This is a genomic window from Acidobacteriota bacterium (genome assembly GCA_035471785.1).
Lineage (GTDB): Bacteria > Acidobacteriota > UBA6911 > RPQK01 > DATIPO01 > JANQFM01.
The window spans coordinates 211,476-232,740 of sequence record DATIPQ010000017.1 but is presented as its reverse complement, the minus strand read 5'-3'; the positions used below and the strand labels follow the sequence as shown (position 1 = coordinate 232,740).

Below are 21,265 nucleotides of genomic sequence, written 5' to 3'. Positions count from 1 at the left end.
TAAGGAAAGTGGTTGAATGAGTCACGAAGACCTTGAAATGCTGTTGCCTGATTACGCGGCAGGGCAACTTCCCCGGCTTCAGCGCTGGAGAGTGAGCCGTCACCTAAGAGGCTGCTCCTCTTGTCGGCAAGCGGTGGAGGATTACCGGCAAATCAGAGCGTCAGTGCGCAAGTGGTCCGACGACATCCCCCAACCTTCGCCGGAGAACTACGACCGGTTCATGAGTTTCATCGCCGAGACCGAACCGGCCCCAGACGATTCGGCCCGCACCCTGCCCGTCTGGATCTGGAAGACCGTCCCGCTCACGGCGGCCGGCCTGCTGGCCGGCCTGAACCTGACGCTCGGTTTTCAACTTGCCGATCTCAAGTCTCCCCGTGATTTCGAGCTGGTCAACCTAACTAACGTCCGAGGGCCGGGTTCCCAAGGCCAAAACTCCGACACCCTCAACGTCCCGGTGGCAGAAGAACAGCGCTTTGTCGCCTTGCAGATCGACATCAACACCTTCGATGACGCTTTGCAGCAGTTCATCGAGTTCAGCGAATTCCAGTGCAGCCTTCGCGGCGAATCCGGAGAGGAGCCTTTCGGAACTTGGCAGGCGACCGGCCGGAGTCAACTCAATCTGCTGTTGCCGGCCCAACCGCTGGGGATTGGCAAGATCTGGACCCTGACCATTGAGGGCCGCAGGGATTACGATAACAGGCTTGTGCCCATCAGAAGCGTTTCCTTTGTCACCACGCGGCCACTCCCTCGTGAATAGGTGCAAAACCTCCAGGAGAACCATCGATGAGAGAATGGGTAGCGATTCTCACAATGCTCCTGACCGCTTGCAGCCAGGGAACAGCACCGGAAGAGCCTGGCGAGGCCGAGGAGCGTATCATCTCGGCAATCCGGAGCGGCGACTGGACAGAAGCGTCCAATGCCGCCAAGAGGACCCTCGAAACCTGGCCCAATCTTCCCGAGGTGCAGCAACTCAAGTTTCGGCTGCTGAGAGCCGAAGCCCATCTGGGGGCCCGCGAGCTGGCTCAGGCGGCGGTTCTTCTTCAGGCCGAAATCCCGGAAAGCGAGGAATTCGCCCGCCTGCGCGTGAGACAGCAGATGTTGAGGGCAGACATCCCGCGCTACCGCAGCCGGGCCGAGCCAGACGAAGAACTGGGACTCGAGTTGCGCCGTTCAGCCATCGATCTCTACGACAAGGCCTTAGCGGAAGCTGAAGAACTCGGCGACAGCCTCCTGAGAGCCGAAATCCAGAACCGCCAAGGCCAGCTCTTGATCCGGATGGGCGAGTTTGCCACGGCTGAAACGGCCCTGCTGGAGGCGCTGGACTCGGCCCGCGAGGAAGAAGACGTCTACCTTGAATCCCTGGCCACTTTGAATCTTGGCTATCTGAATCTGGCCCGCCACCATTGGGACAAAGCCCTCAATTGGCAGGAGCAGGCCCTTGAGGCGGGCCGAAAGGCGGGTTCGCGCATCGTCCAGCAAGTCGCCCTCTTGGATCTGGCAATCAGTCATCGCAGGCTGGGACATTTCGAGGAGTGCCGTCAACGGTGTCGCGAGATGCTGAACTGGGAGGAGGCGCCTGCCTTCGACGTCGCTGAATGTCTTGGAGAGATCGCCAACAGTTACGTGAGGGAAGGACGCTATGCAGAGTCCGAGGAGCATTTCCGTTCGGGCATAGCCAAGGCCTTGGAGCTTGAGGAGCTCCATCAGGCCGGGCGCCTCGCCGGCAACTTCGCCGTTGCTCTGCTGCTGCAAGAACGGTGGGAGGAGGCCGAGGACTTCAATGCCAGGGCGATGGACTGGAAACGCTCACAGGGCGACGTCAGGAGTTTGATCTATCAGCGGCTGACCCTGGCCCGCATCCACCTGGGCCGCGGGGAGTTCGACCGTGCCGAAGTCATCCTGAAGACGATCCTGCAGGACCCGGATCTGCATGCTCAACTCCGCTGGGACGCCATGGCGGGACTAGCCAAGATCTCCGCGGCGCGGCGCGATTGGGACGAGGCCGACCGCTACTACCGACAGGCGCTTGCCGTCATCGAGCGCTCCACCGACCTTCTGCAGGAGCAGATTCACCGCATCGAGTTCTTCGCCGTCCTAGCCCGCTTCTACCACGACTATGTGGAGATGCTGCTCCAGCGGGGTAAAGTGGCCGAGGCCCTGCAGGTGGTGGAATCCAGCCGGGCCAGAGTACTGGCGGAACGATCCGAAAACGCCGCTATGCTGCGTAACGGATACCAAGCGCCCGATTATCAGGGAGCGGCCCGGCGCTCAGACAGCGTCTTCCTCTCCTACTGGCTGGGACCCGAGCGTTCCTGGCTGTGGGAAGTTACGGCACAGGGCATTGACGTACATGAGATTCCCAACCGGGCCAGAATCGCCGATTGGGTGGAACGTTATCAAGACTCGGTGATCCGAGAGCGCAATTACTCAACGGCGTCCAAGCTGGGACAAATACTCTACGAACGATTGGTGTCACCCGCCGACATCGCCCCGGGCAGCACGGTTTACCTGGTCGCCGACGGACCTCTGCATGGACTGAATTTCGAAACTCTAGTCGTGGACGGGCACCAGCCTCATTACTGGATTCGGGACGTCACCCTGATTTTGGTGCCCACGCTGGATCTGATCGCCGCGCCAAGCGAGGCCGAGGGTCGAGCGGACCGGGTGCTGCTCATCGGGGATCCGGAAGAAATGCCCCCATGGGGCCGGCCTCCCCGAGCCGCCGAGGAAATCCTGGTAATCATCGAAAGTCTGCAAGAGCGGACCCATCTCGTATTGCGCCGCGCCGAGGCCACGCCAGAGAGGTATCTGGAAGAAACAATGAACCAGGGCTTCAGCTTCATCCATTTCGCAGCTCACGCCGAAGCAAATCAGGAGAAGCCGCTGGAATCGGCGATCATCCTGTCCCGCTCCTCCCCTCTGAAAGCTTTTAAGCTCTATGCCCGCGACATACTGAACCAGGGCGTAGGAGCTGACCTGGTAACGCTCTCCGCCTGCCACAGCGCGGGGGCTAAGGCCTATTCTGGCGAAGGTCTGGTCGGCTTTGCATGGGCTTTTCTGCAGTCTGGTGCACGACGGGTTGCGGCAGGTCTGTGGGAGGTGGACGGAGACGCCACCTTTCATCTTATGCAGCACTTCTACCGTCAGATGTCTCGCGAGGTCGCCCCCCCTCAAGCTCTGCGCAGCGCCAAACTCAGGATGCTTGATTCCCAGAACGAGAACTTCCGCCAGCCCTTTTACTGGGGAGCCTTCCAACTCTTCGTCCAGCACCCCGAGTCTCTCAACGGTTCCCAGCCGCGCTGAAGAAATCCGAACAGTGAGCCTCCTCTGGAGGACTTACTTAAAAGAGGCACAGATTAATCAATCACTCTTTGATCTTCAGCCGGGTCGAGTTGTGCCTGGCCAGGTCTGATGGAGGCTGAAGATCTGCCCTTGAAAAGGAGCAGAGATGCTAGAACAAACGGTACCAGAAGAAATGCTTGACTTGGCGTCGGTACAAGCGGGAGCCGAGGAGGACCTGCTGGGCATGGCCAACGTGCAAGGAGTGGCCTTGGGACACAAGGTCAAGGACGGCCAGGAGACCAAGGAGCCCGCCATCTCGGTGCTGGTCTCTCACAAGGTCGACCCCGCCCTGCTGTCGTCCGAAAACAGGGTCCCCAAGTCGATCAAGAACGTCAAGACCGACGTGGTCGAAGTGGGGGAGATCTTCGCGGGCGACCAGTCTCCCGGCAATGCCTCGGAAGAAACTGAGGCGGATGCCGGAATCCAGGCCGCGCCCTTCTCTCCAGGGCTTCGGCGGCGCCTGCGCCCCGCACGGGGCGGCTTCAGCGTCAGCCTGGCCCATCAGGGAGGCACGGGAACGATCGCCACGGGCTGCTATGACTTGACCCCTTTCCCCAGCAAGCCCTCGGCCTACTACATCCTCAGCAACAACCACGTGCTGGCCAACTCCAATGCGGCGCCCATCGGCTCCGCCGTCATCCAGCCCGGACGTGTCGACGGAGGCGTCTTTCCCCGCGACTTCATCGGCAAGCTGAGGCGCTTTATCCCTATCCGCTTCATCAGCGGAGGCAACGCGCCCTGCAACTACGTGGACGCCGCCATCGCCGAATGCAACCTGCAGGACCTCGACCGCGATCCCTTCTGGGGCGGACCGGTCAAGACCCTCTACACCGCGCCCAAGGTGGGCGACATCGTGCAGAAGGCGGGACGCACCACCGGCTTCACCACCGGCCGCGTAACGGCCATCAACGCCACCGTCAACGTCAACTACGGAGGCGGACGCGTGGCCCGCTTCTGCCGACAGATCGTCACTTCCGACATGAGCGCCCCGGGCGACTCGGGAAGCCTTGTCACCAATCTGGACGAGGGGGCGGTGGGCCTGCTCTTCGCCGGCTCGTCGGTGGCCACGATCATCAACAACATCGCCTTCGTCCAGCTCCTTCTGCGCGTGCGCATCACCGAGAAGTAGCGTCCACCGCGATGGCGCATCGTGGACCCGAAAGGCATGCTACGATGACTCTTATAAAGGGATGGAGGCTTCCCGAAGCCTCCATCCCTTGAGGAGAAAACCGGCCATGAGTCAACAAAAGAAAACCATCGCCTCAGCCCTGCGCAAGGCCGAGTCCTGGCTGGACGAAATCGACGGCGTGGAAGGCGTGGGTCAGGGCAAGTCGGGCCAGGAAGACTGCATCACTGTCTTCGTCTCCCACGAGGCGGTGGCGGAGAAGCTCCCCAAGGAACTCGACGGATTCAAGGTCGTGGTCAGCGCCGGCGGCCATTTTCAGGCCCTTTCCTAGCGCCAGATCCACCACCGGCCTCCAGTCTCACCGCCACAGTCATTGACGGGGCAGTCCGCGAGCAAGCCGTCTGGCCCTCGACGAAGTCCGCTCGGAGTGACCGAGACGCCGGGCACGGTATACTTCGGCTATGCCCGCCTCTTCCTCAACGCTCGGCCGACGGCACCTGCTGGGCAGCGTGGTTTGCCTGGGCTTGACGCTGATCGTACTGGCCCTGATGGGCAGGCCCTGGTGGTGCAAGGGAGGGGAGGCGGATCTGTGGTCGGGGGCCATCAACAGCTTCCATAACTCCCAGCACCTCTTCGATCCCTACTCCTTCACCCACGTTCTCCACGGAATCGGCTTCTACGCACTGCTCTGGCTGCTGACGCGCCGGCGCTGGACGGTGCTCGACCGGCTGCTGGCGGCTCTTGTCATGGAGTCGCTGTGGGAGATCGTTGAAAACACGAGCTGGGTGATCGAGCGCTATCGCGAGGAGACCATGGCGCTGGGATACTATGGAGACAGCGTGGCTAACTCGCTGGGCGATATCCTGGCCTGCATCGCCGGCTTCGCCCTGGCCGCAAGACTTCCCGTGTGGGCCTCGATCAGCCTGTTCATCGCCATCGAAGCGCTGCTGCTGTTCTTTATCCGGGACAACCTCCTCTTGAACATCATCATGCTGTTATGGCCGCTGGAAGCCATCAAGTCCTGGCAAACGGGGGGCCCATGATGCCGACAAGCGATAGTTGTTATCAGACTATGTTATAGTGATAACATGATTAGGACCCAGATCTCCGTCGACGAGGCACTCTACGAGCGGGCCAAGGATGTTGCCAGGAGGCAGGGCATCTCACTTGCGGAGCTTGTTCGCCGCGGCATCGAGGAAATGGTTTCCCGAGTGCCCGCAGACAAGCCTTGGATGGCGTATGCCGGGATGGTAGAAGGTGAGCCAGACGATAGCGAGACTATCGATGATGTCGTGTACGGGCGCGACACCCCATGAGTCTAGCCAAGGTTTTCCTCGACAGCGGCATCTTCATTGCTTTCCTCAACGCCCGCGATAAGCACCACGCCCGGGCGCTCGCTCTGTTTGACGGTCCTCAGGTCCGCTGGCATACGTCCTCATTGGTGCGGTCCGAAGCCTACTCATGGTTTCTCCACAAGTACGGGGAGGAGACGGCTCGCCAGTTCCGGCTTTTCATCGACAACCTCGACGGTTTGGTCGTCTTCGACACTGATCCTGAACACCATGCGGAAGTCGGCAGGACGCTCGACTCGCTACGCGGCTCCAAGCTGACCTATGTCGACGCATCCAGCCTCGCTCTTATGGCCAGGCACGGCATCGGGCAGGCCTGGGCCACGGACCGCCATCTCGGACTGACGGGAATCCAAATCCTCCCGCGCATCTGAGCCGTTTTCCACCCCCGGATTTCCCGGTTTCAGGGGGGGAACGTGCTCCAGTCGCCGAAGGAGAGTTCGCGCGAGGCGAATGGGTAGATGACCAGGCGGGTCTGGGGGGAGAGAGTGCTGGAATTGAGGAGCGGGCGGCTGCTGCGTCTTTTTGGGGAGACCTCCGTCTACGGGGGTGAAAGGAGTTTTGAGAATGAAGGAAAACCACGTTTCAGCGGTTGAGTTTCCGGGGCAGACCCGCATACATATCGGACTGGCAGCAGGCGATCTCGATCGCTCGCGCGCCTTCTACCGCACCCTGTTGGGCGTCGAACCCTCCAAGGAGAGGCCGGGCTACGTCAAGTTCGAACCCGCAGATCCTTCGGTCAATCTGACCCTCAACCAGAGCAACGGCTCAAAGGCCACGAGCAACCTGCCCACCCACTACGGCATTCAGGTCAAGTCGACCCAGGCCGTGGAGGAGGCCTCGCAGCGACTGCGCCAGGCGGGAATCGAGGTCAAGGTGGAGGAGCAGACCGCCTGCTGCTACGCTGTACAGGACAAGGTCTGGGCCAACGACCCCGACGGCAACGAGTGGGAGGTCTTCGTGGTCACTCAGGCTGACGCGCCTGAGCGGCGGCAGGCCGACAGCGACTGCTGCAGCGAAGCCGAGACCGAGTGCTGCAGCGAAGAGGACCGGCAGAGGATCGCCGCCGCGGGAGCGGGCCAGGCCCGGACGGAGTGTTGCAGCCGATGACGAGTTCCCGGCCAGTAACGACCGAGGAGGTTTACGGGCTCCTGAGTTCCAAGCTCAGGAGCTTTCTCCTCTCCCGCACCCACGACCGCCAGGTCGCCGACGACCTCTTGCAGGAGACTTTTCTGCGCGTCCACCGCAAGCTGGACTCGGTGCGGGACGAGCAGCGGCTCAATAGCTGGGTCTTTCAGATCGCCCGCAACCTGGTCATCGATCACTACCGCGCCCGCGGGCGCACCGTTGCCGGCGACCTTGGCGAATCCCCGGCGGACGCTGTGCCCGGCCCATCCTCCTCGACGCCGAACTTGAATCGGGAAGTCGCCTCCTGGCTTCCGGCCGCCTTGGATTCCCTGCCCCCCGAATATTCCCGTGCGGTACGCCTCTACGAAGTAGAAGGGCTCTCCCAGCAGGAGATCGCTGAGCGCCTGGGACTCAGCCTTTCGGGCGCCAAGTCGCGCATCCAGCGGGGACGCCGCAAGCTCAAAGGGCTGCTCGAGGACTGCTGCCGCTTTCAATTCGACCGCCGCGGCAACGTCCTCTCCTACCATCCGCGAAACTGCTCCTGCGAGGACTGCGGCTCCTGATTTCGTATCGTCTTTCCCGGCAGGGAGCAAGATGCTAGAATCACGTCGTTTCTGATTCCAAAACCGCACGTAGTCCTTGAGCGAACGAAGCATGTCCTTACGCCTGCTGGAAATCACGGGACCTAAGGAAGAGATCGAGGGCGTCCCCGATCTGCTGGAGGAGATCCCGCTCGTCCATCTGTGGACGTCGGCTCCCGAGAACGCCACCCGTCAGGTCCGCATTCTGCTCGACGCCCAGCAGGTGGAATCCGTTTCCGACAAGTTGCTCTCGCATTTCGGCTCCGACTCCGGCTTTCGCCTCACTTCCCTTCCCGTGGAGGCCACTATTCCCGCGGCCGAGCAGGACGAGGAGGAAAAGGACTCTGAGGGGGATAAGCAAGAATCGAAAGACTCCGGACCCAAGAGAATCAGCCGCGAGGAGCTTTACCAGGACCTCTCTCAGGCCAGCCGCCTGACGCCCGTCTACCTGGCCATGGTGGGCCTTTCGACGGTGGTGGCGGCGGTAGGCCTGATTCGGGGCGAGGTGGCCATCATCATCGGAGCCATGGTGATCGCGCCGCTGCTGGGACCCAACGTGGCCTTGTCGCTGGCCTGCACGCTGGGCGACCCCAAGCTGGCCAAGCGTTCCATGAAGGCCATCGCCGCCGGATTGGTCACTGCGGTCGCCTTGTCGCTGCTGGCCGGAGCCCTGCTTAACGCCGATCCGCGGGAGCCCCAACTGGCTTTGCGGACAGGGGCCGACGTGGGCGACATCATCCTGGCGCTGGCGGCCGGCGGCGCCGGTTCGCTGGCCTTTACCAGCGGCGTTCCCGCCGTGGTGGTGGGCGTGATGGTGGCGGTGGCCCTGCTGCCTCCGCTGGTGACGGCGGGATTGCTGGTGGGCGCCGGATATCCTTCGCAGGCTTTGGGAGCTCTGATGCTCACCTTGACCAACGTGACCTGCGTCAATCTGGCCGCCGTGGCCACCTTCCTGATCCAGAAAGTGCGTCCGCGCACCTGGTGGGAGACCAAGCGGGCCAGGAAGGCCACCCGTATCGCCGCCGCCACCTGGATCACCATGCTGGCTGTGCTGCTGGGTTTGATGCTGGCGGGGTACGTGAAGGGCGTCTGAAAAAAAACGCCCTCCCGGAAACACGAAAAAGAGAGATTGCCGTATCATCGGGCCCATGGACGGGCAGCTATCGTTGTTTGAAGAGCAGATGCCTACGGGACGCAAAGTCCTTCCCGCGCCGGTCGACGAGTCTTTGCGCCACACGGCCGAGAAGTTGCCGGCGGGCATCCGCCTGGGAACCTCAACCTGGTCTTTTCCGGGCTGGAAGGGCATCCTCTACGACCGGGGCGCAACCTCGCAACTGCTGGCACGGCATGGGCTGTGGGCTTATGCCCGCCATCCTTTGCTGCGAGCCGCTGGAGTCGACCGCACCTTCTACGCTCCCATCACCGCCGAGGACTTCGCGGCTTACGCCCAGGACGTCCCTGAAGGCTTCCGCTTCCTGGTCAAGGCCCACGAATACTGCACGGTCGCCCATTTTCCCCTCCACAACCGCTACGGCGAGAAGGCGGGGCAAGACAACGCTTACTTTCTGGATTCAGACTACGCCGAGGAATTCGTCGTGCGCCCCTATCGGGAAGGCTTGGGCGACAAGGCGGGCGTGCTTCTCTTTCAGTTCAGTCCCATGGACGTGGGCCGGCTCGGGGGACGCCGCGTCTTCTGCCGGCGGCTGCTGCGCTTTTTGACCTCGCTTCCTCCGGGCCTCCACTACGCCGTGGAACTGCGCAACAGCGAACTCTTTCAGGACGACTACCTGAAGGTGCTTGAAGAAAGCGGCGTCGTGCATTGCCTCAACATCCATCCCACCATGCCGCCCATCAACCGCCAGGCCGAGAGGATCCGCCATCTCCCCGGCCCCACCGTCATCCGCTGGATGCTGCATACAGGACTCACCTACGAGTCGGCCGGCCAGCGCTATCATCCCTATGATCGCCAGGTCGATCCCGACCGCCCCACCCGTCAGGCGGCGGCCACCATCTGCCGTTCCGCCGCCGCTTCGGGACGGGACGTCTACGTCATCGCCAACAACAAGGCCGAAGGCTGCGCACCGCTCACCCTGTTCAGCCTGGCCGAAGCTATCGTCGCGTCCCATGAGGACTGAGGACCAGAAGCCCTATGAAAGACTGGAAAATCACAACCACCATCCCCACCTTCGCGGTTCCCGAGCTGCAAGCCGGCATCGACTTCTACACCCGCCTGGGATTTGAGACCGACTGGAGCTGGCCCGACGACAATCCCACCCATGCGGGCCTCTATCGGGGCGAGTGTTCCATCATGCTCTGCAAATCCGAACCCTGCGAACGGGCTGACGTGTACTTCATTGTCGACGACGTATCTGCCTGCCATGCCCAGGTCATGAAGGGAAGGTGCTGGGAAATGGTCTCTGAGGCGGCCGCCCTCGCCAATCGCGAAGATTGCCCGCCCAAGCAGGCCCTGCACCCGCCCGCGGAGCCGGGCGATACCGACTATGGACTGCGGGACTTCTCCGTCGTCGATCCCTGGGGACATCACATGACCTTCGGAGAGGTGATGCGATGACGGACAACTTGAGAGGTAAGGAGCAATGAACCAAGAGGAGAAGAAGCCCGGGCTGGGGACGCAGGCCGTCTGGGGCGGCGAGGACGAACTGGGCTGGCAGGGCGCCACCCAGGTTCCACTGGTGCACAGCGTGACCTTCGGCTTCGACGACGTCGACACCTGGTTGGAGGTGAGCCTGGGACGCGCCCCCGGCCATGTCTACAGCCGCAACACCAATCCCACCGTTCAGGTCTTCGAGGAAAAGATGCGGCTGCTGGAAGGCGGCGAGGCGGCCATCAGCTTCTCTTCAGGAATGGCCGCCGTCTGCACCACCTTCTTCGCCCTGCTGCGTCCCGGACGCCGGGTGGTCAGCATCCGCGACACCTACGGAGGCACCAGCCTGCTCTTCCTGCAATACCTGCCGCGCTACGGGGTGGAAGTGGAGCTTTGCCAAACCGACGATCACGAGGCCATCGAGGCCGCCGTCGCGGAAGGCTGCGACCTGCTCTACCTGGAGAGCCCCACCAATCCGACCCTCAAGGTGCTCGACCTGGACCGCCTCATCAAGGCGGGAAAGCGGGCCGGAGCCGTCACCGTGGTCGACAATACCTTCGCCACGCCCGTCAACCAGCGTCCTCTGGAGATGGGCGCCGACTTGGTCCTGCACAGCGCCACTAAGTTCCTGGGAGGCCACTCCGACACTCTTGCCGGGGTCCTCTGCGGACGCGGCGACCTGGTCAAGAAAATCTTCCAGTTCCGCGAGGTCAACGGGGCCAGCCTGGCTCCCGCGGTGGCTCATCAGCTCATCCGCAGCATCAAGACGCTGGAAGTGCGCGTCCAGCGCCACAATGAAAACGCCCTCGGACTGGCGCGCTTTCTCCGAGGTCACTCCAGGGTCGAGCAGGTCTACTACCCCGGACTGGAAGACGACCCCGGCCACTCCATCGCCCGCAAGCAAATGAGCGGTTTCGGAGGCGTGGTCAGTTTCAGCCTTCCCGGCGGATATGAGGAGGTAAAGCGCTTCCTGGAGAGGCTTCGCTACGCTCATCGGGCGGCCAGCCTGGGATCGGTCTCTACCCTGATCGGCCCTCCCGCCGCCACCAGCCACGTCGAGCTGACCCCCGAGCAGCGGGCGCAACTGGGCATCCCCGAAACGCTCATCCGCTGCTCGGTGGGCATCGAGAACCTGAAAGATCTCCAGTCCGACTTCGCCCAGGCTCTGGAGTGAGGATGATCGAAGTGGTGCCTGTTGGTTGCACCTCTCGGCAGCAGGAGGCGCACGAAGCGCTTGTGGGACAAGGCGCGGCCAAGTCGGAACAGTCGGAACATCTACGCCATGCTCATTGACCGCGACTTCACGCTTGAAACCCTGCAGAGCCTGGTTCGAATCGACTCCCGCAATCCCGGTCTGCAAGAAGGGGCGCCGGGGGAAGCGGCACTGGCACGGTTTGTCTCTCGAAGGCTCGAGGAAATGGGCTGGGAAACCGAGTCCCAGCAACTGGGAGAGGAGCGATGCAATGTCGTCGCCCGGCGCCGGGGGACCGCCGATGGCCCCTCGCTGATGCTCAACGTTCATCTCGATACGGTGGGCGTGGAGGGAATGAAGGATCCGTTCTCGGGCGACTTGCGCGGGGGACGCGTGTGGGGACGCGGGGCGCAGGACAGCAAGGGCGGGATGGCCGCCGTGTTAGGGGCGGCCAAGGCGGTTTCCGAGAGCGGAGTCGAGTTGAAAGGCGACTTGGTGCTGGCTTTCGTGGCCGACGAAGAGCATGAGAGCATCGGAACGGAGCGCCTCATGGAAGAGGTGAAGACCGACGCCGCCATCGTGCTCGAACCTACCGATCTCGACGTTTGCATCGCCCACCGCGGTTTCGCCCTCTTCAAGGTAGGTACCCGCGGACGCACTGCTCACGGCGGCCAATCCGACATTGGAATCGACGCCAACATGCACATGGGGCTGTTGCTGGCCGAACTTGAGCGGCTCAAGCATGAATGGGAGCGGGAGCACCGCCACCCGATGCTGGGCTCGGCCTCGCTGCACGTCCCACTGATCTCTGGAGGCAAGCAGCCCTTCATCTACTCCGGCCATTGCGCCGCCCAGGTGGAATGCCGTACCGTTCCGGGACAGACGGTGGACGGAGTGACTGCCGAGTTGCGCCAGACCCTCGAAGCGCTGGGCAAGCGGGTGGAAGGCTTTCAAGGCTCGCTGGAGCTCCTGCAATGGCGGGCTCCCTTCCAGACCGATCCAGAGCGGCTGATCGTCCAAACCGTCTGGGCCGAGGCTGAAGCCGTCCGCGGGGAGGCGCCGCGTATCATCGCTCACCCCTGGTGGGAGGATTCGGGCCTGCTGGCGGCAGCCGGGATTGAAACCGTGGTGATCGGACCCAAAGGCGAAGGCCTGCATAGCGAGTCAGAATGGGTGGACGCCGATTCGGTCGTTGACTTGGCCCGCATCCTCCATCGGAGCGTCCTCTCCTATTGCGGCGATTCCCTCTGTGCCCCGGGACGCTAGATCCCCAGCCACCCGTAGGGCGCCCAGTTCTGCCACTCGTCACGGTAGGGCTTAAGCAGGTCGATGTTGTGCTGTGGAGCGGTCTGGGTCTTCGACTCCTCCAGCTTTGAAAGGTCGACGCCGCTGATGTCCGACTGCTTGGCGGCCCTGACGATCTCGTCGATGGCGCTATTGGCGATGTCGGCGCCCAGCGCCTGATAGCAGCTCCGGCGCACCCAGCGGTACTCTTCCATGCTGAAGCCCTGACGGTTGATGGCCTCGACCTGGGCGCGCTTTGCCTCAAGAATAAGACCCCGCATGTCGGTGAAGAAGCTCAGGTAGTCCATGACCCCCATGTCGCTGCCCTTCTTCGACCGATACTTGTCCTCCATCCGCTGGTACTCCTCTCCCAACTGGGAACGGATGTCGCGCTGCACGGCCACGAAACGCTCGACTTGGGCGGCGTCCAGGAGCCCGTTGGCGGGAATCGGATAAGGCCGCGTGTTCTCGACTTGCTGCTCCACGCGGTTGTACTCTTCGGCAAAGGCCGTGACCTCCGCGTAGGCATCGCTCAAGGGCTTGTAGACAAAGAAATAGCTCCCCACCGCAATTCCGATTCCCACCACCACGACCAAAAGCGCGCACCCGATTAGCAGCTTCTTCATTAGGTTTCTTCCCCTCCTCGCTTCGGAAAAAAGCGGACAGCATTGTAGCCGATTCAACAGGAGAGCGCACTTCGAACTTCGTAAATCGCACTTCGACCTTGGCTTGGGGGGACAGGTCCGGACCCGGGAGAACCCGGGTCCGAAACCCGTCGGGGTTCCCGCGTCAAAGGGGGGAGACCTATGTTGCGCGGGTGTTTTTGGGAATGGTCGGACTTAGAGATCAGAGGGAGCTTTATCCTTGATCTCGGTCCAGTTCTTCTCGGCTTTTGAGATGTTGCCGGGAATGTCTTGCTTCCAAGTGGACTGGATTTGGCGGTTGAGGTTGAGGTAGAGGGTGCCGTTGACGATCCTCCAGACCTCGGGATCGCCTACGAACTTCTTGCCAACCGACACGCCGTAGGCGCAGAAACCGCCGAAAGCCGGAGCGTACTTGGAAGGGTTGCGCTCAAAGGCCTTCTTGTTGTCCTCGCTGGCGAAGAGATAGGTCTCGCCCTGGTACTCGGCGATGTGGTCTCCGCTGCCGCGGACGGCCTTGGCCTGGCTGTGATAAGCCACGGCGTCATAGCCGGCGAGGGCGACGGTGCTGGTGCTGTGGGGGCTGCCAGCCAGCAGCAAAGAGCTGCCGGCCAGCAGCAGGGATAGGGTGGCTATAGTTGCGATGATGCGTTTCATATCTTTACTTTCCTCGTCTGATTGATTTGGTTTTCTGATTTGAGATTCGCTTCAGGCCTGATGGGCCAGGGCGGCGGTTTGCGTCGACTTATGCGACACGTAGCCTCCGGCGGCGATGGCCGCGCCCAGGCCAAGGTGGAGGAAGTTGTCCACGAAGTTGATGTGGACCACTCCCAGCAGGTGCCCCTCGGAAGCGCCGCCCAGGGCGATGAATCCGTAGAGTCCCACCAGGGTGTAGACAACGCCGAAGGACAGCATGAAGGCGGTGGAAGCCCGGCTTCCCGCCAGCGCCACGGCCACGAATCCGACGGCCGTGAAGAGGTGGACCAGGTTGTGAGCAGTGTTGGTGACGAAGAATCCATTTTTGCCAACCAACGGGTTGGGGATGAATCCGATCAGGGCCGCCGCCGCGAAAGCCGCCGCGAAGACCCAGGCAAGGGTTGTGGCTATGTTTTTCATGTGGTGTCGTTTCTCCTCAGTTCTCCATTAACTTTCGTTCCAAGCACGGATGGCGCTTGATCGAATGCAAGTCATCCGTCTTTGGCGCGGTTGGATGTGGTCCGTGGGAGACGGGTTACGTTTTACCGTACGTTCGGTCGGAATTCTGACAAGGGGGGGCGCAAGCCCTCCGTCGCTAAAGCTATGGAGCGCTTCGCTCTGATTGCGCGGCTGAGCGCGGCTCTGATATCTTAGCGAGCCTATGATTCACGCCACCCAGATCCGCAAGGGAAACGTTTTGCTGGTCAACGGAGAACCCCACCGGGTGATGGACTTTCATCACCGCACGCCCGGCAAGGGACAGGCCATCGTGCGGGCGCTGCTGCGGAACCTGAAAACGGGAGCCTCCTACGAGCAGCGCTTCAATTCCAATGAGACGGTTGAGCGCGTCATCCTTGAGCAGAAGGAGATGCAGTACCTATATAACGACGGCACCCACTACCATTTCATGAACACCGAAACCTACGAGCAGTTCCCCATCGACGTGGAGATGCTGGGCGACGCCAAGGACTACCTGAAGGAAGAGCAGACCATCGAGGTGGAGTTTTTTGAAGACTCCCCCATCGGCGTCAGCCTGCCCAAGGTGGTGGAGTTGCAGGTGACTGAAACGGAACCCGAGCTGAAAGGGGCTACCGCCAGCAATTCGCCCAAGCCGGCTACTCTGGAGACCGGCGTGGTGGTTCAGGTACCGCCTTTTGTGAAGGTGGGCGACGTCGTCCGCGTCGACCCTTCCGAAGGCCGCTACATCGAACGCGCTTAGAACGAGAACGCAACCCCCGGGAAACATGGAACGTGAACAGCTTCAAGTAGATGTGCTCTTCGTCGGGGCGGGGCCGGCTTCCCTCGCCGGAGCCCTGCACCTGTTGAAGCTGATCGAGAAGCACAACGCCTCGGCAGAGCCTTCAGATAAGATCGAAGACCCCCTCATCTTGGTCATCGAGAAAGGCCGCGAAATCGGCTCCCACATCCTCAGCGGAGCCGTGGTCAATCCGCGCGGCTTCGATGAACTGCTTCAGGACTTCCCGGGCAAAGAGCCTCCCTACGAGGCGCCGGTCGGCGATGACGCCCTTTACCTGATGGGCAAGAACAAGGCCTGGCGTTCGCCCATCACTCCGCCTCCGCTCAAGAACAAGGGCAAGTACGTGGCCTCGCTGAGCAAGCTGGTGCGCTGGATGGCGGAGCTGTGCGAAGAGGCGGGAGTGGAAGTCTACCCCGAGTTCCCGGCCGTGGAGCTGCTCTTCGAGGGCGAGGCCGTCAAAGGGGTCCGCATCGGCGACAAGGGAGTGGACGAGAAGGGCCAACCCAAGGCCAACTTCGAGCCGGGAATCGACGTGCTGGCCAAGGTCACCGTCCTGGGGGAGGGGGTGCGCGGGACGCTTTCCCTGCAGGCCATCCGCAAGCTGGGACTGGACCGCGACAGCCAGCCCCAAATCTACGCCGCCGGCGTCAAGGAAGTATGGCAGGTCCCCCGCGAGGTCGAGGCCGGAACCGTCTACCACACCCTGGGCCAACCCCTGGGGACCAAGGAATTCGGAGGCGGCTTCATTTACACCATGGGGGACAACATGATCGACCTGGGCTTCGTGGTGGGGCTCGACTACGAAGATCCCACCACCGATCCTCATGGACTCTTTCAGCAGTTCAAGTCGCACCCCTGGGTGCGCGAAATGCTGAAGGACGGCAAGATGCTCTCCTACGGAGCCAAGGCCATCCCCGAGGGCGGCTATTACTCCATGCCCCGTCCCTGGGCGGAAGGTCTGCTGCTGATCGGCGATTCGGGAGGATTCCTGGACGCCCAGAAGCTGAAGGGCATCCACCTGGGCATGAAGTCGGGCATGCTGGCGGCCGAGACCATCCTGGACTGCCTCAAGGCCGGCGATTTTTCCGCGCAGCGGCTTTCCGGCTTCAGCGAGCGCTTCGAGTCGAGCTGGGCCAAGAAGGAAATGTGGTCGGTGCGCAACTTCCGCCAGGCCTTCCAGCGGGGTTTCTACAGCGGGTTTTTCCAGGCCGGTTTTCAGTTCATCAGCGGCGGACGCGGCTTGATCGATCCCATGCCCACCAAGGCCGGCCATGAGCGCATGCACATGCTGGCCAAGCACTTCGCGGACGGGCGCAAGCCCGACACCGCCCGCTCCTTCGACAACAGGCTGACCTTCGACAAGCTGGAGTCGGTCTTCAACTCCGACACCGCCCACGAGGAAGATCAGCCCTGCCACCTCAAGATCGCCGACTACGACATCTGCAACAACCGCTGCACCGAGGAGTACGGCAATCCCTGCCAGCACTTCTGTCCGGCCCACGTCTACGAGATGGTGGAGGAGAGCGGCGAGAGCGGCAAGAAGCTGCGGGTGAACTTCACCAACTGCGTCCACTGCAAGACCTGCGACATCATGGATCCCTACCAGATCATCACTTGGACGCCTCCGGAAGGCGGCGGCGGTCCGGATTGGAAGATCATGTGAGCTTTTTCAACATCCAGGGCGTATTCGAAGCGCGCCCCGTCGTCTACCGCCATCTCAAGCCCACTCCGCTGCTCAACCATCCATTGCTGGACGCCTATCTGGGCACCTGTGCCATGGTCAAGCACGAGAACCACAATCCCACCGGGTCTTTCAAGATCCGCGGCGGACTCAATTACATGGCCCGCCTCAGTCCCGAGCAGCGCGAGGCGGGAGTGGTGACGGCCACCCGCGGCAACCACGGGCAGTCGGTAGCCCTGGCCGCCCGCATCAACGGCGTCAAGGCCGTGATCGTCGTTCCTCACGGCAACAACCCCGAAAAGAACGCCGCCATGAGGGCCTACGGGGCCGAACTGATCGAGCACGGACGCGACTACGACGAAGCCCGCGAACTGGTGGAAGAGATGCAGCACGAGCGGGGGATGCTTTACGTGCACTCGGCTAATGCGCCCCACTTGGTGCACGGCGTCGGCACCTACACCTTGGAAATCCTTGAGGATCTCCCCAACCCCGACTACATCTTCGTTCCCCTGGGCGGCGGCAGCGGCACCGCCTCTGTGCTCACTGTGGTGCGGGCCATAGCCCCCAAGACCAAGGTCATCGGCGTGCAGGCCGAAAACGCCCCGGCCATTTACCTGTCCTGGAAGAAAGGCGAGATGGTGACCACCGATTCGGCCGACACCATCGCCGACGGGTTGGCCACCCGCGTCCCCTTCGAGATGACTTTCGAGGTCATCCGCCGCCACGTCGACGACATCGTCACGGTCAGCGAGGAGGAGATCCGCGAAGCCGTCCGCCAATACTTCCGCACCACCCACAACCTGGCCGAAGGCGCCGCCGCCGCCCCCCTGGCCGCAGCCTACAAACTCCGCTCCCAGCTCCAGCACAAATCGGTAGTCCTGATCCACTCCGGCGCCAACATCGACACCGCCCTGCTGCGGGAAATCTTGTCTGAGGACGCTTAGGCGGCAACCGGGTTCCGTCTATTCTTCCTCCACTCCTCGCGGAGTGATCAGACCGGCAAGAGCTCCAACCGCGGCTGATCCGAGAGCGATCAGGCTCTCGGGAGTCTTTTCAGCGGGCGACAAGGCGAGATAGAAGGCGAAGCTGATGGTGAGAATGACCGCGGCTCCCAAGAACCAGATCACCCGCCGATAGAGCCAAACCTCGTTCGCTGCCAAGAAGGACTCCCGAAGCCATTTGGAGGCGTGATGAGGTTGGCTTCATGCTGTTTCGTGTTCTCCTTCCTCGGCCACTCCTCTGCCTGCCCATCAAGCCTCTCGCCTCCCAGAAACCAGCCAGCCGCGAGAAGCTAGGGTGTGAGGAGCCTGGTGGGAGGCGCATCCTTGCTGGCGATGGGCACAATGGCCACATGGTTGAGTCAGTCGAGGCCTTTGAGGTCGGTAAAAGAAAGGGCTTGGTTGTCTTGGTTGAGGAGTGGGAGCAGTCTATTGCCCCTCCTGAGCACTCAGGTTGGACCATTTCCCGGTCTGGACCATTTTATCCAGGTGCGAGGTTACCTCCATCGCCGCAAGGATGCGCCTCCCACCAGGCATGGCTCCGATCGACCTTTGGAGGCGGTCTGCCCCCTGGAGCCCCCCCTCTTCCCTCAGACCCCTCCCACTTCAAAAAAGCCCGGTATGCCACACGACGAAGAGCGGCTCTGAGAACATTAGTCGCTTCCTTCTCGACACCCCAGCCGAAGGCCTTGAATTCCCACATACGCCGTATCAATCAACTGCCCTGCGGCTCAACACGTCCATTGTCGGAGGGAGAAGAGATTTTCAGAAGCCTAGGAGAGGTCGGCAGCTAGATCCTCCGATTTTGGCTATAGGTAGCGAGCAGCCTCATACCGCCGAGAGCAATCAAGCCTTCACCGCCGTCGCTGGAACTTGATTTGTGTGTGAGCTTGTTGGGCCACCTGGTGCTGCCGGTCATAAGCCCTGATCCAGGCCGCCGTTTTTTGTCCCTGAAAGGGACAGATCCGCCACCCCAGCGACTGTGTTAGAAGTCAAGTCCGGGCTCGCTGAAGGCGAGCGATTCGCCAGCCCAGGGTCAGCCCCGGCGAGCGCTAGCGAGACGGCGGCGCCACCCTGGGTTTTAGACGGCCTATGTGCGAACGCTGAAAGCGTGGGATAACGCGACAGGGTGGCTCAAAACTTCTGACGCACTGCACTAGTGGCCCCAGATCATCCTAGCCCATCTTTGGCTCTGCGCTAAGTGCTATGCCCCTTAACGGGGAGATATCGACGCAAAAAAGGGCCTACCTGCAGTCGCCGATCAGCAGGAGCGGCCGCCTTGGGGGGAGTGGGCCAGGGGCGGGAGGGGGTCGGGGAGGGTGCCTTTGGCTTGGTTCCACATGAGGGCGCCTTCCCAGATCATCCAGGCTTGCAGGATCTCCACGCCGATTCCGATGAGGAAAAGAAGCCAGTTGCCTTCCGCGTACCAGCCGGCGATCTGGTGGAACATGGCCCAGGCCGGGAGGACGACCATCAGGATGCCGGGGACGGCCAATATCCAGATGGGCTTTTTGTGGCGGATGAGGTAGAAGGCGATGACCATGAAGGCCAGTCCCGCCAGCAGTTGATTGACGGCGCCGAAGAGGGGCCAGAGGATGAGTCCGCCCGAGCCGGGGCCCGAGGGGCCGGGGACCAGGGCCAAGGCGCCGCCGGTGACCACGGCTACGGTGGTGGCCGTGTACTTGTTCTTGAGCACGGGCAAAAAGCTCACCGATCCGCCCAGCTCCTGCAGGACGTAGCGTTGCAGGCGGGTGGCGGTGTCGAGGGTAGTTGCGGCGAAACAGGCCACCATGACGGCGATCAGAGCGATGCCCATCTTGATGGGGATGCCCAGCGCGCCCAGCATGTTGGCTCCGCCCTCGATGAAGGCGCCCACCTTCTTGACCAGCGACATGCTGACCCAACTGCCTCCGTAGTACTGGGCCCAGGCCGCCTGGCCGGTCAGGGCCGCGCCCGAAGCGTCGGTGATGGGGACGAAGTCTCCGCCCTCAAGCCTCCACACGCCCATTCCGATGCCGGCGCAGCAGGCGATGATGACCAGCACGGCCAGTCCGCCTTCCAGCAGCATCGACCCGTAGCCGACGACGGGGGCGTCGCTTTCCTTTTCGATCTGCTTGGACGAGGTGCCGGAGGAGACCAGACAGTGGAATCCCGAGACGGCCCCGCAGGCGATGGTGATGAAGAGGAAGGGGAAGAGCGGCGGAGCATCGCCCGGCGCATGGGAGTTGACGGCCGGGGCCACGAATTCGGGATGGGCCACCAGCAGGGCGCCCATGATGAGCAGCAAGGTCACGACCAGTTGGTGCGAATTGACGAAGTCGCGGGGCTGCAGCAGCATCCACACCGGCAGGGTGCTGGCGACAAAGCAATAGACCAGCAGAATGAGCGTCCAGAGGACGACGGCGGAGGAGAGTCCGCCGATCAAGCCGGCGTCGCTGCCGGCAAAGAGCGGGATGCCCAGAAGGTCCTGGAAGGAGATGGGCAGGTGGTAGGCGCCCAGGTAGACCATGAAGTAGACGATGGCCAGCGCCAGCAGCGAAGGCGCCATGAGGCGTCCGTTGTATTTGTAGAGCCAGAAGCCCAAAGCCACGGCGATGGGCAGCGAGGCCCAAACCGAAAGGACGGTCTGAGGATAAACCGAGAAGATGACGGCGATGACCAGTCCGAAGACGCCGATGACGATGGCCAGGGCCAGGAAAAGGATGAAGAGGAAGAGGATGCGGGCGCGGGGCGAGATCATGCGTCCGGCCACGTCGCCGATGGTCTGTCCGCGCGAGCGCAGCGAAACGATGAGCGAACCCAGGTCGTGGACGGCGCCGATGAAGATCGATCCGAAGATCACCCACAGCAGGGCCGGCAGCCATCCCCAGAAGACGGCGATGGCGGGTCCTACGATGGGGCCGGTTCCGGCGATGGAGGTGAAATGGTGGCCGAAGACGATCCAGCGCCGGGTGGGGACGTAGTCGACTCCGTCGCGCATTTCGCGCGAGGGCACGGTGTTTTCGTCGCTGAGCCCGAAGATCTTGCGCGAGATGTAGCGTCCGTAGGTGTTGTAGGCGACGATGAATCCGACCGCCGAGAGCAGGGCCACCAACAAAGTGCTCATAGGAACCGATCCCCCCGTTGTCTTGCCAAGAGCCTAATTATTCCAAATCCCGACCGAAAAGTGCAAAACCGATTCTCCTCTAGCGCAAGACAGTCGAGGCGCTTCTTCGGAAACTTGGGAGGCGCATCCTGAGCTGACTCCCTGCGACCACTGACAGCGGCCTCCTCGGCCAGCCGTTGCGTGACGTCCTCTCCATCGCCGCAAGGATGCGCCTCCCACCAGCAGAGGATCAGCGCAGCCCTCCATAGCCTTGCCGAAGGCGGGCCACAAGGATGCGC

The 21,265-nt window shown here is 62.2% G+C and carries 22 protein-coding genes; 17 read left to right on the top strand and 5 right to left on the bottom strand.

Annotated features, from left to right (window positions below):
• The first annotated feature begins 16 nt into the window (after positions 1–16).
• The 14 genes from VLU25_03340 to VLU25_03275 all read left to right on the top strand — a co-directional run bounded on the left by VLU25_03340 (position 17) and on the right by VLU25_03275 (position 12,589).
• Positions 17–757: a zf-HC2 domain-containing protein gene (locus VLU25_03340; protein ID HSR66953.1), complete on the top strand. Its 741-nt coding sequence runs from the start codon at positions 17–19 to the stop codon at positions 755–757.
• A gap of 26 nt (positions 758–783) precedes the next feature.
• Entirely contained in the window at positions 784–3,303 is a 2,520-nt protein-coding gene (locus tag VLU25_03335) for a CHAT domain-containing protein (GenBank protein ID HSR66952.1), read from the top strand.
• 172 nt (positions 3,304–3,475) lie between these two features.
• Positions 3,476–4,471, top strand: a complete 996-nt coding sequence (locus VLU25_03330) for a serine protease (GenBank protein HSR66951.1) — start codon at positions 3,476–3,478, stop codon at positions 4,469–4,471.
• Between the two features lie 106 nt (positions 4,472–4,577).
• Entirely contained in the window at positions 4,578–4,799 is a 222-nt protein-coding gene (locus VLU25_03325; protein ID HSR66950.1) for a hypothetical protein, read from the top strand.
• Positions 4,800–4,929: 130 nt separating this feature from the next.
• Complete coding sequence (locus VLU25_03320; GenBank protein HSR66949.1) at positions 4,930–5,511, top strand: DUF2585 family protein; 582 nt, start codon at positions 4,930–4,932, stop codon at positions 5,509–5,511.
• A 45-nt stretch (positions 5,512–5,556) separates the two neighbouring features.
• The gene (locus VLU25_03315; protein ID HSR66948.1) at positions 5,557–5,784 is read left to right on the top strand and encodes a ribbon-helix-helix domain-containing protein; all 228 of its coding nucleotides are present in this window, start codon (positions 5,557–5,559) and stop codon (positions 5,782–5,784) included.
• Entirely contained in the window at positions 5,781–6,191 is a 411-nt protein-coding gene (locus VLU25_03310; protein ID HSR66947.1) for a PIN domain-containing protein, read from the top strand. Before VLU25_03315 ends, VLU25_03310 begins: the two co-directional genes overlap by 4 nt.
• Before the next feature lie 193 nt (positions 6,192–6,384).
• Complete coding sequence (locus VLU25_03305) at positions 6,385–6,927, top strand: ArsI/CadI family heavy metal resistance metalloenzyme (GenBank protein HSR66946.1); 543 nt, start codon at positions 6,385–6,387, stop codon at positions 6,925–6,927.
• On the top strand, positions 6,924–7,508 hold the full coding sequence (sigZ, locus tag VLU25_03300; protein ID HSR66945.1) for an RNA polymerase sigma factor SigZ: 585 nt from the start codon (positions 6,924–6,926) through the stop codon (positions 7,506–7,508). The genes VLU25_03305 and sigZ overlap by 4 nt, the downstream gene beginning before the upstream one ends.
• Before the next feature lie 91 nt (positions 7,509–7,599).
• Positions 7,600–8,619 (top strand): TIGR00341 family protein, encoded by a 1,020-nt coding sequence (locus VLU25_03295; protein ID HSR66944.1) that lies wholly within the window; start codon positions 7,600–7,602, stop codon positions 8,617–8,619.
• A gap of 55 nt (positions 8,620–8,674) precedes the next feature.
• Entirely contained in the window at positions 8,675–9,661 is a 987-nt protein-coding gene (locus VLU25_03290; protein ID HSR66943.1) for a DUF72 domain-containing protein, read from the top strand.
• Between the two features lie 14 nt (positions 9,662–9,675).
• Positions 9,676–10,098 carry a VOC family protein gene (locus VLU25_03285; GenBank protein HSR66942.1) on the top strand — a complete coding sequence of 141 codons (423 nt, stop codon included), beginning with the start codon at positions 9,676–9,678 and terminating at the stop codon, positions 10,096–10,098.
• A 25-nt stretch (positions 10,099–10,123) separates the two neighbouring features.
• Positions 10,124–11,305: a cystathionine gamma-synthase family protein gene (locus tag VLU25_03280; GenBank protein ID HSR66941.1), complete on the top strand. Its 1,182-nt coding sequence runs from the start codon at positions 10,124–10,126 to the stop codon at positions 11,303–11,305.
• A gap of 108 nt (positions 11,306–11,413) precedes the next feature.
• Positions 11,414–12,589 carry a M20/M25/M40 family metallo-hydrolase gene (locus VLU25_03275; GenBank protein HSR66940.1) on the top strand — a complete coding sequence of 392 codons (1,176 nt, stop codon included), beginning with the start codon at positions 11,414–11,416 and terminating at the stop codon, positions 12,587–12,589.
• Here VLU25_03275 and VLU25_03270 read toward each other — a convergent pair.
• The 3 genes from VLU25_03270 to VLU25_03260 all read right to left on the bottom strand — a co-directional run bounded on the left by VLU25_03270 (position 12,586) and on the right by VLU25_03260 (position 14,364).
• On the bottom strand, positions 12,586–13,233 hold the full coding sequence (locus tag VLU25_03270; GenBank protein ID HSR66939.1) for a hypothetical protein: 648 nt from the start codon (positions 13,231–13,233) through the stop codon (positions 12,586–12,588). The two genes, VLU25_03275 and VLU25_03270, sit on opposite strands and share 4 nt — an antisense overlap.
• Before the next feature lie 213 nt (positions 13,234–13,446).
• On the bottom strand, positions 13,447–13,905 hold the full coding sequence (locus VLU25_03265) for a YHS domain-containing (seleno)protein (protein HSR66938.1): 459 nt from the start codon (positions 13,903–13,905) through the stop codon (positions 13,447–13,449).
• Positions 13,906–13,956: 51 nt separating this feature from the next.
• Positions 13,957–14,364: a DUF4383 domain-containing protein gene (locus VLU25_03260; protein ID HSR66937.1), complete on the bottom strand. Its 408-nt coding sequence runs from the start codon at positions 14,362–14,364 to the stop codon at positions 13,957–13,959.
• Positions 14,365–14,605: 241 nt separating this feature from the next.
• Here VLU25_03260 and efp point away from each other — a divergent pair, with 241 nt between their 5' ends.
• Genes efp through VLU25_03245 form a run of 3 tightly spaced genes read left to right on the top strand, consistent with a single transcriptional unit; the run spans position 14,606 to position 17,827 of the window.
• Positions 14,606–15,163: an elongation factor P gene (gene efp, locus VLU25_03255; protein ID HSR66936.1), complete on the top strand. Its 558-nt coding sequence runs from the start codon at positions 14,606–14,608 to the stop codon at positions 15,161–15,163.
• Between the two features lie 25 nt (positions 15,164–15,188).
• Complete coding sequence (locus VLU25_03250) at positions 15,189–16,865, top strand: electron transfer flavoprotein-ubiquinone oxidoreductase (protein ID HSR66935.1); 1,677 nt, start codon at positions 15,189–15,191, stop codon at positions 16,863–16,865.
• On the top strand, positions 16,862–17,827 hold the full coding sequence (locus VLU25_03245) for a threonine dehydratase (protein HSR66934.1): 966 nt from the start codon (positions 16,862–16,864) through the stop codon (positions 17,825–17,827). Before VLU25_03250 ends, VLU25_03245 begins: the two co-directional genes overlap by 4 nt.
• Before the next feature lie 18 nt (positions 17,828–17,845).
• Here the strand turns inward: VLU25_03245 and VLU25_03240 are convergent, their stop codons facing one another.
• Together VLU25_03240 and VLU25_03235 are read right to left on the bottom strand one after the other, a co-directional pair.
• Entirely contained in the window at positions 17,846–18,043 is a 198-nt protein-coding gene (locus VLU25_03240) for a hypothetical protein (GenBank protein ID HSR66933.1), read from the bottom strand.
• A gap of 1,099 nt (positions 18,044–19,142) precedes the next feature.
• Complete coding sequence (locus tag VLU25_03235; protein ID HSR66932.1) at positions 19,143–20,987, bottom strand: carbon starvation protein A; 1,845 nt, start codon at positions 20,985–20,987, stop codon at positions 19,143–19,145.
• Positions 20,988–21,265: the final 278 nt, after the last annotated feature.